The 11710-nt window shown below is 63.5% G+C and carries 9 protein-coding genes; all 9 read right to left on the bottom strand.

Features of this window, described 5'->3' with window-relative positions; genetic code table 11:
* Window positions 1–6: 6 nt before the first annotated feature.
* The 9 genes from truA to BXA07_RS06830 all read right to left on the bottom strand — a co-directional run bounded on the left by truA (window position 7) and on the right by BXA07_RS06830 (window position 11284).
* Window positions 7–837: a tRNA pseudouridine(38-40) synthase TruA gene (gene truA / locus BXA07_RS06870; protein ID WP_244556209.1), complete on the bottom strand. Its 831-nt coding sequence runs from the start codon at window positions 835–837 to the stop codon at window positions 7–9.
* 146 nt (window positions 838–983) lie between these two features.
* Window positions 984–3557, bottom strand: a complete 2574-nt coding sequence (locus BXA07_RS06865) for a motility hub landmark protein FimV (RefSeq protein ID WP_083708097.1) — start codon at window positions 3555–3557, stop codon at window positions 984–986.
* Between the two features lie 172 nt (window positions 3558–3729).
* Window positions 3730–4857: an aspartate-semialdehyde dehydrogenase gene (gene asd / locus BXA07_RS06860; RefSeq protein ID WP_071650193.1), complete on the bottom strand. Its 1128-nt coding sequence runs from the start codon at window positions 4855–4857 to the stop codon at window positions 3730–3732.
* 45 nt (window positions 4858–4902) lie between these two features.
* Window positions 4903–5973: a 3-isopropylmalate dehydrogenase gene (gene leuB, locus BXA07_RS06855; protein WP_076566802.1), complete on the bottom strand. Its 1071-nt coding sequence runs from the start codon at window positions 5971–5973 to the stop codon at window positions 4903–4905.
* Between the two features lie 10 nt (window positions 5974–5983).
* Window positions 5984–6631 carry a 3-isopropylmalate dehydratase small subunit gene (gene leuD / locus BXA07_RS06850; protein WP_046685799.1) on the bottom strand — a complete coding sequence of 216 codons (648 nt, stop codon included), beginning with the start codon at window positions 6629–6631 and terminating at the stop codon, window positions 5984–5986.
* A 51-nt stretch (window positions 6632–6682) separates the two neighbouring features.
* Window positions 6683–6805, bottom strand: a complete 123-nt coding sequence (locus BXA07_RS06845) for an entericidin A/B family lipoprotein (protein WP_010400408.1) — start codon at window positions 6803–6805, stop codon at window positions 6683–6685.
* 68 nt (window positions 6806–6873) lie between these two features.
* The gene (leuC, locus tag BXA07_RS06840) at window positions 6874–8277 is read right to left on the bottom strand and encodes a 3-isopropylmalate dehydratase large subunit (RefSeq protein ID WP_076566800.1); all 1404 of its coding nucleotides are present in this window, start codon (window positions 8275–8277) and stop codon (window positions 6874–6876) included.
* A gap of 278 nt (window positions 8278–8555) precedes the next feature.
* Window positions 8556–10433, bottom strand: coding sequence for a chemotaxis protein CheA (locus tag BXA07_RS06835; RefSeq protein ID WP_076566798.1), 1878 nt, complete (start codon window positions 10431–10433; stop codon window positions 8556–8558).
* Window positions 10433–11284, bottom strand: a complete 852-nt coding sequence (locus BXA07_RS06830; RefSeq protein ID WP_076566797.1) for a protein phosphatase CheZ — start codon at window positions 11282–11284, stop codon at window positions 10433–10435. The genes BXA07_RS06835 and BXA07_RS06830 overlap by 1 nt, the downstream gene beginning before the upstream one ends.
* Between the last annotated feature and the right edge of the window lie 426 nt (window positions 11285–11710).

The raw sequence follows: 11710 nt of genomic DNA, 5'->3' as shown, positions 1-11710 counted from the left end.
TACAGCTCAAAACCAGGGCAAGGCGCTGCTGCTGTCTTGCGGCAATTCCCATTTCGGATCGTAATCGATCTTCGCCAGGTACAGGCCATCGGGCATGAAGGTGGGCGCCGCCGCGTGGCGATCCTTACTTTCCAGCAAGTGCCCGAGCCATTCCGGCTTTTCGCGCCCCGTGCCGATGTAGACGAGCGAACCGACGAGGTTGCGCACCATGTGGTGCAGGAAGGCATTGGCCGTAATCGTAAAAATGACGCAATCGCCGTGGCGCTCGATGCGGATGTCATGCATGAGCTTGACGGGCGACTTGGCCTGGCATTGCGCGGCGCGGAAAGCCGTGAAATCGTGCCAGCCCAAGAGCGGCTGCACGGCCTGGCGCATCAGTTCCACGTCCAGCGGACGGAAAAAGAAACCGGCGCGCCCTTCCACCAGCGGCGAACGCGTGGCGTTGTTATACAACACATAATGATAGGTGCGCGCGCGGGCGCTGAAGCGGGCGTGGAAGAAATCGTTGACGGTGGGATCGCCGGGCAGTTCCCTGGCCCAGCGCACGGCGATCGATTTGGGCAGGAAGGCGTTGACGCCGCGCACCCACGAGTGCACGTCGCGGTTCAGTTCCGTATCGAAATGCACGACTTGCTCGAGCGCATGCACGCCCGTGTCCGTGCGGCCGGCGCAGGTGGTGGCCAGGCGCACGCGGGCAAACTGCTCCAGCGCGTTTTCCAGCTGGTCCTGCACCGTCTGTCCGTCTTCCTGCTTCTGGTATCCATGCCAGGCCGTGCCGTCGTACTGCAGGCCCAGGGCGATACGCTTCAATGGCGTTGCTGTCGTAATATTTTGCATCGAAGCATTATACCGGCGCAAAGGCGGCCCCGCCTCCCGGCGACACCAGCGCCTGAGACGGCGTTCAGGGCCAGGCGCATAGTCGAAGACAGTACGAATAGTACGGCGAGACCGTGCAACGCTGCCATGGACGTCATACCAGGTGCTTAGCTCAGAAGTGCCTTCATTGTATTGGCCTTGGCCACCTGCTCTTCGCTGCCGCCCTTGATGACCTCGTCGATCAGCTCGCGCGCGCCTTCCTTGTCGCCGATTTCCTGGTAAGCGATCGCCAGGTCCAGCTTGGTATCCATTTCCATGTGCATGGCCGACAGCGGGTCGTCCACGCCCACGCTGGCCGGCTTGTTGTCGTGCAAGTCCAGGTCGATGCCGGACAGGTCGAGTTCACGGGCCGGCGGGATGGCGTCCGGCAGCGCGGCGGGCGCTTGCGCATCGTCAAACAGGCTGTCGATCGATGGCTCGGCCGCCGCGACTGGCGCCGCCGGGGTCGTCGCAGGCGACACCGGCTCATCCAGGTCGAAATGCGCGAGGTCCACATCCGTCAAAGGGTCGGGCAGCGGCGCCAGGCCGGCGCCCACGCCATTCACGGGACCGGCTGGCGGCTCCAGGTCCAGGCCGAAATCCATGCTGGCGTCGTACTGCGCCTCGTGCGCAGGCGCGGAAGGCGTCGCTTCCGGCCCCGGCATGACGATAGGGTCGCTGGTGGAAACGGGCTCGAAATCGAGGCTGTCGAGGTCAAAATCGAGCGGCTCGCGCGTGTCGCGCTGCGCAACGCTGGCCACCGGTTCGGCCGGCGCCAGGTCCACCAGCGGCGCTGGCGCCTGTGTGTTTTCCGGCAAATCCATGCTGTGGCCGCGCAAGCCATCGTCGGCACCCTTGCTCAGGCTGACGACGGCGTCGTCCTCCGTGTCGCCATACAGGGGATTGGTGGGGTCGAGCGCCAGGCCCAGCGCGGCGGCCTGCGGCCACTCTTCGCCCTGGCCCCGCGTCAGGCTGTACAGCTCGCTGGCCTGGTCTTCAAACGCGCGCGCGTCGTTGCGGGCCGAATAGATTTCCAGCAGCTTCAGACGGGCCGCATGGCGCTCCGGGTGGATGCGCAAGGCTTCCTTGAGGATATCTTCCGCCTGGCCATCGCGGCCATAGGCGATATACACATCGGCTTCCGCGACGGGGTCCGTTTCATTCGCGTCGAGCATGCTGGCGCCCGCTGCCGCGGCCACGCCGGCAGCGGCGGCACCCGTGCCAAACAGGTGATTGCTCGCTTCGGACTGCTGGTCTTCCGGCGCCGGGCCGGCCGGTGGCGCGGCGGGCGGCTCCGGCTCGAACACGGGAGCCACGCTCTCCGGCGCGGGCGGCGCATCCTTGCGGCGGCGCGCGACCACCAGCGCGGCAACGGCGGCCAGCAGCGCGGCGATGCCGATGCCGATGGCGCCCAGGTGGTCATTGATCTTGTCGGTAATGGTCGGCTCCAGCGGCGACGGTTTCTTCACCAGCGGCACCGGTTTGGCCTTCGGAACGGGCGGCTGCGCCTCGGCCGGCGCGCTGGCGATGGCGCTGGCCGCCGCACTTGCCGGTGCGCTGGCAGCAGCCTCGGCCGGCTTGGCGGGCGCCGGGGCGCTCTTGTCTGCCATGGCCTTGCTCTTGACCGCCATCAACTTTTCCAGGTCGCTGACGTTCTTTTCCAGTTCCTTGACGCGCGCGGCCGCTTCTTCGACCTGTTTGGCCTTGGCGATCTTGTCTTCCTCGCTGGCGACGGCGCTCTTGCCGGCCGACTTGGCCGCCGGCTCCGCTTTCGACAGTTTCAGCTTGTCTTGCGACTCGCTCACGGCCGTTGGCTTTTCCTGTACTTTCGTCGCGCCGATCTTGCCGGCCGTGCTTTGCGCCGCCTGCGCCGCCTTGGCCGGCTTGCTTTGCGCCACCTGGCCTGCCAGCTTGTTGCGGTAGGCTTCGAAATCGATGGCGTGCGCCGTCACGATGCCCTTCGCTTCGGCCGCGCTGGTGGCGCGGATGGTGTCCGCGCCCGGCACGGCGAGGATGCGCCCGGCCTGCATGCGGTTCATGTTCTCGCCCTTGAAGGCGTCGGGATTGGCGCGGTACAGGGCGACGAGCATCATGTCGAGCGACACGCCCGATGGCTTGAGTTCGCTGGCGATGCGGCTCAGGGTATCGCCCGCCTTGACCTTGTATTCGCCGGCCGCCTTTTTCGCCGGCGCGGTATCGGCAGCGGCAGCGGCAGCGGCCGGCTTGGCCTTGCCTGGCTCGACGGGCGCCGTCACTTGTGCGCCGCGCGTCTGGCGCGCTTCGGGCGTGTCGAGCACGAATGCGTATTCGCGCACCTGGCGCCCGCTCTTGCTGCTCAGTTCCAGCAGCAAGTCGACCATGGGCTCGGCCACGGCTTGCGCCGAGCTGATGCGGATGAAGGGCTTGCCGTTGCGGTTTTCCACGGCGAACGTCAATGCGTTCAGCGCGGGATTGAATTCCACGTTGGCCTGGCGGTAGGCTTCCGGCGGCGCCAGCTTGGCCAGCAGGGTCGACGCTTCGCCAGGCTTGATGGCCGACAGCTCGACCTCGGCACGCAGCGGCTGGCCGGCCGCGGACAGCACCGTGATCTTGCCCAGCTCGGCTGCGGATGCCGCCGGTGACAATAACACCGCGCAGGCGACAGCGCTGCTGAGCGTTTTGATGGCAAGGGAGGCGACCCGGGGACGAGTGTGTACAGGCATAGTTGGCGGCATCTTAGTTGACATGGGAAAACAGTTACTTTTCCAGAGGTATCAACATATCATCATGCCCAGAGCTATGCAAGCTCCGCATGGTTGAGCCTTGACGGGCTCAGGACGAAAAAAAAGCCGGGGAAACAGCCCCGGCTTGATCTGGATCAGCAAATTATTGCCATTACGCGTCCAGCAGGATGCGCAGCATGCGGCGCAGCGGCTCGGCCGCGCCCCACAGCAGCTGGTCGCCCACGGTGAACGCGGACAGGTATTCGCCGCCCATGCTCATCTTGCGCACGCGGCCGACGGGAATCGTCAGGCTGCCCGTGACGGCTGCCGGCGACAGGTCGCGCACGGACGCTTCGCGCGTGTTCGGCACGAATTTCACCCATTGATTGTTGCTGGCGATGATGTCGTTGATTTCATCGAGCGGCACGTCTTTCTTCAGCTTGATGGTCAGCGCCTGCGAATGGCAGCGCATGGCGCCGATGCGCACGCACAGGCCGTCGACAGGAATTTCCTTGGTGCCGAAGTCGATGCCGCGGCCCAGGATCTTGTTCGTTTCCGCGCCCGCCTTCCACTCTTCCTTCGACTGGCCGTTGCCCAGGTCCTTGTCGATCCATGGGATCAGGTTGCCGGCCAGCGGCGCGCCGAACTGCTTGATTTCGTCCGGGGAATAGCCGTGCTGGGTGGCCAGCACCTGGCGGTCGATTTCCAGGATGGCGGAAGCGGGATTTTCCAGCAGCGCCTTGACGGAGCTGTTGATGGTGCCAAATTGCGTCAGCAGCTCGCGCATGTGCTGCGCGCCGCCGCCCGAGGCCGCCTGGTACGTCATCGACGTCATCCAGTCGATCAAATCGTGCTGGAACAGGCCGCCCAGGCCCATCATCATGCAGGATACGGTGCAATTGCCGCCGATGTAATTCTTGACGCCCTTGCCCAGCGCATCCTTGATGACGTGCAGGTTGACGGGGTCGAGCACGATGACGGCGTCTTTTTCCATGCGCAAGGTCGAGGCCGCATCGATCCAGTAGCCGTTCCAGCCCGCTGCGCGCAGCTGCGGGAAGACGGCACTCGTGTAGTCGCCGCCCTGACAGGAAATGATGATGTCGCACTTGGACAGTTCGGCAATATTGTTGGCATCCTTGAGGATGGTTTCATTCTTCGCCATGGCCGGCGCCGCGCCGCCCGTGTTCGACGTCGTGAAAAACACCGGTTCGATATGGGCGAAATCGCCCTCTTCCTGCATGCGCTGCATCAGGACCGAACCGACCATACCGCGCCAACCTACCAAGCCAACTAATTTCATTACCATTCCTCAAGATGAGACGGCGACTGCCGTCATTGAAATATTTTATCCTAATGCCTTGACGACCGCATCGCCCATGGCCTCGGTACCGACCAAAGTGGTGCCCGCTTCGTGGATATCGGCCGTGCGCAGCCCCTGCGCCAGCACTTGCTTGACGGCAGCCTCGATGCGGTTTGCCTGCTCTTCGCGGTTCAGCGAATAGCGCAGCATCATGGCGGCCGACAAGATCGTCGCCAGCGGATTGGCGATGCCCTTGCCCGCGATATCGGGCGCCGAACCGTGCGAGGGCTCGTACAGGCCCTTGTTGTTGGCGTCCAGCGAGGCGGACGGCAGCATGCCGATCGAGCCCGTCAGCATGGCGGCCGCGTCCGACAAGATGTCGCCGAACATGTTGCCGGTCACCATGACGTCGAATTTCTTCGGCGCCCGCACCAGCTGCATGGCCGCGTTATCGACGTACATATGATCGAGCGCAACATCCGGGTATTCCTTGTGCACGTCGATGACGATGTCTTTCCAGAACTGGAAGGTTTCCAGCACGTTGGCCTTGTCCACGCTGGTGAGGCGCTTGTCGCGCTTTTGCGCCGCCTGGAACGCCACGTGGGCGATGCGGCGGATTTCGCCTTCCGCATAGCGCATGGTGTCAAAACCTTCGCGCTGGCCCTTGAACGGACCGTCCGGGCACTCGCGCACGCCGCGCGGCTGGCCGAAATAAATGTCGCCCGTCAATTCACGGATGATCAGGATATCGAGGCCCGACACCACTTCCGGCTTCAGGGTCGAGGCGCCCGCCAGTTCCGGGTACAAGATGGCCGGACGCAGGTTGGCGAACAGGCCCAGGTTCTTGCGCAAGCCCAAAATGGCTTGCTCGGGACGGAACTGGCGCTCCAGGCTGTCGTATTGATAGTCGCCCACGGCGCCGAACAGCACGGCATCGGCCGCTTTCGCCAGCGCCAGGGTGCCTTCCGGCAAGGGATGGCCATGGGCCGCATAGCCGGCGCCGCCCACGGGCGCGCTTTCCAGCTCGAACGATTCGCCCAGCACATTCAAGACCTTGACGGCTTGCGCGACGATTTCAGGACCGATGCCGTCGCCGGGTAAGATTGCAATTTTCATGGGGTGATCTTTAGATAACGTTGGCCAGCCAGGGCTGATTGTTCAAATGACGCTCTTCGAAGGCGCGGATATCGTCCGCATGGCGCAGGGTCAGGCCGATATCGTCGAGGCCATTCATCAGGCAATATTTGCGGAAGGCATCGATTTCGAACGGATACGAGACGGAACCATTGCTGGTGCGCACGCACTGCTGTTCCAGGTCCACCACCAGCTTGTAGCCGGGGAAAGCCTTGACTTCATTGAACAGGTGCTCGACCTGGCTTTCCGACAGCACGATGGGCAGCAAGCCGTTCTTGTAGCAGTTATTGAAGAAGATATCGGCAAACGAGGGCGCGATGATGGCGCGGAAGCCATACTGGTCCAGTGCCCACGGCGCGTGTTCGCGCGAGGAGCCGCAGCCGAAGTTCTTGCGCGTGAGCAAGATCGAGGCGCCCTGGTAGCGCGGCTCGTTGAGCACGAACTCGGGGTTCAGCGGGCGGCGGCTGTTGTCCTGGCCAGGCTCGCCATGGTCGAGGTAGCGCCATTCATCGAACAGGTTGGGGCCGAAGCCGCTGCGGTGGATCGATTTCAGGAATTGCTTCGGAATAATCGCGTCGGTATCGACATTGGCGCGGTCCAGCGGGGCGACCAGGCCTTCGTAAATCGTAAATTTATCCATGCTGTTTCTACTCGGTAAGACGCGCGGCGCGGGGCGCCGGCACGTCACGGTTTATTTTCCGCCGGCGCCAGTGACAACCTGGCCGACTTTCTGCACATCGCGGCCGATGCCGGACACGGTGTTGCAGCCAGACAAGATGACGGTGGCGATGAGGAGGGCGAAGAGTTTTTTCATGATGAGTTCTCGATAAGAAATATGGGACTGGAAACGCTAGTGTAAACCAGCGGCGCCAGTCCCTGCCGTCATCGCAACGCCCGCACGTCGACAAAGTGGCCGGCGATGCCCGCTGCCGCCGCCATCGCGGGCGACACCAGGTGGGTACGACCGCCCTGCCCTTGCCGGCCTTCAAAGTTGCGGTTCGAGGTCGAGGCGCAGCGTTCGCCCGGTTCCAGACGGTCCGCATTCATGGCCAGGCACATGGAACAGCCCGGCTCGCGCCACTCGAAACCGGCATCCTTGAAGATGCGGTCCAGGCCTTCGCGCTCGGCCTGGTCTTTCACCAGGCCGGAACCGGGCACGACCAGCGCCAGGGTCACGTTCGAGGCGCGGTACTTGCCGCGCACCACGGCGGCGGCCGCGCGCAAATCCTCGATGCGCGAATTGGTGCAGGAACCGATGAAGACCTTGTCGATGCGGATGTCGGAGATCGGCGTATTCGGCTTCAGGGCCATGTAGACGAGCGCCTTTTCGATGGCGTCGCGCTTGACGCTGTCTTTTTCATTGTCCGGATCGGGCACGCGGCCATCGATGCCGACCACCATCTCGGGCGAGGTGCCCCACGTCACTTGCGGTTCGATCTCTTGCGCGTTGAGCGTGACGACGAGGTCGAAACGGGCGCCCGGGTCCGAATGCAGGGTGCGCCAGTAGGCCACGGCGCGCTCCCAGTGCGGACCGGCCGGGGAAAACGGACGGCCCTTGACGTAATTGATGGTGGTGTCGTCCACGCCGATGATGCCGGCGCGCGCGCCCGCCTCGATGGCCATGTTGCACACCGTCATGCGGCCTTCCATCGACAGGGCGCGGATGGCCGAGCCGCCGAACTCGATACAGTAACCGGTGCCGCCGGCCGTGCCGATCTTGCCGATGATGGCCAGCACGATGTCCTTGGCCGTCACGCCCGCCGGCAGAGCGCCGTCGACCTGCACCAGCATGGCTTTGGATTTCTTTTGCAGCAAGGTCTGCGTGGCCAGCACGTGCTCGACTTCGGACGTGCCGATGCCGTGCGCCAGCGCGCCGAACGCGCCGTGCGTGGACGTGTGCGAATCGCCGCAGACGACCGTCATGCCGGGCAGGGTCGCGCCCTGTTCAGGGCCGATCACATGCACGATACCCTGGCGCTTGTCGTTCATGTTGAAGTAGGTCAAGCCGTAGTGCCTGGCGTTCTTGTCCAGGGTTTCCACCTGCAGGCGCGAAACGGGGTCGGCAATGCCATCGACCCGGCTGGTGGTGGGCACGTTATGGTCGGCCACGGCCAGGTTGGCGGACACGCGCCACGGCTGGCGTCCCGCCACGCCGAGGCCGTCGAAGGCTTGCGGGCTCGTGACTTCGTGCAGCAGGTGCCGGTCGATATACAAAATTGTCGTGCCATCATCTTCGGCCCGAACAACGTGGGATTCCCAGAGTTTGTCGTAAAGCGTCTTCATCATGATTTATGCAGCGTTGCCACAGCCTGTTTAAGTGATCTGTCGTACTGATCGAAGGGATCGGCAATGATTATGCCATATTTTGTGCATTGCAGAACCAAAAGCCGCCCCGGCGTGGGATGGGCGATACAAAATTCGGCCTGTCTTGCTGATATGGTTAAAAAATTGCTGATACGAAAATCCGCCAAAATGCCGGCGGGGCGAATAAAAATCGAAAAAAGCCGAAAAAAAAGCCCGCCGCAGAGGTCTGCAGCGGGCTTGGCGTGATCTGGCCTGTGTTATCAAGCAGCCATGCGCACGCTTCCCCTGCAACCATCCATCAGGAAAGATAGGCCCACGACTAGCACCAGCTCGCCTTCGGCCGAGCGGGCCGTGCCCGTGATGCCTTCCACGGTGATGGCCGTCATCGGCTTGATCACCAGGTCGGCCGTGCCATCGACGGCTTCCACGGCGAGAATGTACGGCTGCGGCGCGGCGACGACGATGCCGACGCGCTCGCTGCACGATTCATAGCCCAGGGCACCGGCCAGCGAGCGCACGGGCAATGGACGGCCCTGGTCTTTCAGCACGGGCGCGCCGCCCACTTCCATGAACGTTTCCGGCAATTCCACGACGCGCTGCACCACGGCCATCGGCAGCGCCAGCGCGGCGCCCGAGGTCGATACCAGCATGGTCGGCACGATCGACAGTTCGATCGGCAGGCGGATGGCGAACTTGGTGCCCTTGCCCAGCGTCGACTCGATGTGGATGGCGCCGCGGTTTTTCTCCACGGCCGTCTTCACCACGTCCATGCCCACGCCGCGGCCGGAGACGCTGGACGCCACTTCCTTGGTCGAGAAGCCCGGCAGGAACACCAGCTGGAAGCATTCGTCGTTGCTCAGCTGCGCGTTTTCGCTGATCAAGCCCTTTTGCTGCGCCTTGCTGCGCAGGAAGACCGGGTCCATGCCCTTGCCGTCATCCTGCAGCACGATCATGACGCTGTTCGCTTCCTGCCAGGCCTTGAGCGAAATATACGACTTGGCGGGCTTGCCGGCAGCCAGGCGCGCTTCAGGCGATTCGACGCCATGGTCGAGCGAGTTGCGCAGCATGTGCACGAGCGGATCGTACAGGCTGTCCACGACGACGCGGTCGACTTCCGTTTCCGCGCCCTCGATGGTCAGTTCGACATCCTTGCCCAGGTCTTTCGCCAGTTCGCGCACGAGGCGCGGGAATTTCTGGAACAAACGGCCGACGGGCTGCATGCGCGTGGCCAGGGTGGCCCGCTGCAGTTCCGTCGAGTAGCGCGAAGCGCGTTCCAGGGTTTCCGCCAGGGTCGCCATCAGGGTGGCGGCCTGGCCTTCGAATTTGAATTGCAGCAAGCGTTCGAGCAGCACGGCAGCCTGGTTGGCGGCCTGCACGGATTCGCCGGCCACTTCCAGCAGGGCGTCGAGCTTGACGGCGTCAACGCGGATGCTGTCTTCCTTGACGGGCGCGGCATGGCGCACGTCGGGACGCTCTTCGCGGCGTTCCGCGCCATCCCAGGCCTTGGCGGCGGGCTTGGCGGCCGCGGCTGGCGCAGCTGCAGCGGCTGCAGGCGCGGCGGCGGCGACGACGGCAGCGGCGGCTGGCGCGGCGGCCACCTGGCTGGCCGCCGGCACGACGGCGTTATACATGGCTTCCCAGTCCAGGCCATCGGCGCTGACGGTCGCGGCGGCAGCGGCGGGCGCGGCCACCAGGACCTCGGCCACGGGCACTTCGGCTGGCACGGCGGCGGCAGGCGCCGGCGCATCCATGCCCTTGCCTTCGATGGCGTTGGTGAGGATGTGTTCCAGCTCTTCCGGCATGGCCGGCAGGCTTTCCGGCGCAGAACCATTGGCCAGCTCCGTCAACTGGTCAGCGACGAAGCCGGACGCCTGCAGCGCCGCCTCGATGGCGATCGGGGTCACCGGCGCGGCGCCCGTGCGCAGCGCGTCGAACAGGTTTTCCGTCAGATGGCAGGCCGCCACCAGCGCGGGCAGGCCCATGAAGCCGGCGCCGCCCTTGATGGTGTGGAAAGAACGAAACACGGCATTCAGTGTTTCCTTGTTATCCGGATCGCGTTCGAGACGCAATAAGTGCTCTTCAACATTAACCGCAAGATCCATCGCCTCAACGACGAAATCCTTGAGCATATCGTCCATTAGAATCCCAAATCCGCAAGAAGGTCGTCTACATTATCCTGGTCCAGCGCCACCGACGGCACGGACGGGCCCTGCATCAGCGGCACCGGCTTTTGCGCCAGTTTTTCGCGCACCTCGGCCGGCGCGTTGTCACGCAGCAACTGAGCCAGCTCGTTTTCGACCGTCTTGGTGATATTGACCACTTTCTTGATCAGCTGGCCCGTGATGTCCTGGAAGTCCTGCGCCATCATGATTTCCAGCAAGCGCGCTTTTTCCGCTTCCGTCGCCTCGGCCACGGCTTGCGCGAACTGGCGCGAGTCGCCGGCCAGGGCCTTGAATTCTTCCAGGCTCAGCTTGCCGTCGAACAAGGCCGTCCAGCGGCCGTCCATGTCCTTGGCCTTTTTCGACAGCACGTCCTGCGCCGGCATGCCTTCGTCGAGCGTGTTCAGCACCTTGTTGGCCGCCTGCTCGGTGAGCGTGGCCACGTATTCCAGGCGATCCTGGGCGTCGACGATCTGCGACGACGCTTCCGTCAGCGCCTTGTCGTAGCCCAACTCGCGCAGCGAATCGTGCAGCAGGCGCACAATGCCGCCCAGGCGCTCGAACATCGGCTTGTCGGACGGGTCGACGGGGTCGGCCGCTTCGCCATGCGCGGGCGCCGCCTCTGCGGTGGCAGGCTCGGCTGCCGCAGCGGGAGCGGCCGGCACCGGTACGGCGGTGCTGGCCGAGACGGAGTCGAACAGCGCGTCGAAATCGTCTTCCGCAATCACGGCGGGAGCAGGCGCGGCGGCTGGCGCGGGCGCCGGCTCGGCCGCGCGCTGCGCAGATACTTCATCGAATAATGCATCGAAATCATCAGCGGCGTTGGTCATATCCCTGCTTCTCCATAATTTGTCAAAATTCCGCCTGAACTGTGCGTTTTACAGACTGATACCCGCAATTTCTCGATTAAGATGATTTGAGGCAATACCGCTGCGATGGTGCGAGTGTAGCAGGGCGCTGCCCTGTTGGTAAATCTCAAAACGCGCTTACTGGTGCAAAGGAGGCTTGCAAGAGCTTTTCCACCAGGAAATAAGTGTTCCTGCCGTTGTATTTTGAAATACTACCATTGGCGTGCAGGCAAGACCACGCATCACTGAAGAAATCCTCGCGCCGTGCCACTCGCGCAACGGCCGCGCGCAAGCGCCATTGTCGCCAAAAACACGATCTTTCTGCCAATGTTGTCTATACTGAAGGTGCAATAGTATTGATAATTATCAAGTCTTTACATGAATACAATGCTGGCGCCACGTCTACAA

The sequence above is a fragment of the Janthinobacterium sp. TND4EL3 genome, from assembly GCF_900156175.1.
Taxonomy (GTDB): domain Bacteria; phylum Pseudomonadota; class Gammaproteobacteria; order Burkholderiales; family Burkholderiaceae_D; genus Janthinobacterium.
The sequence above is the reverse complement of the archived record's forward strand: the minus strand, read 5'-3'. Positions and strand labels throughout refer to the sequence as shown.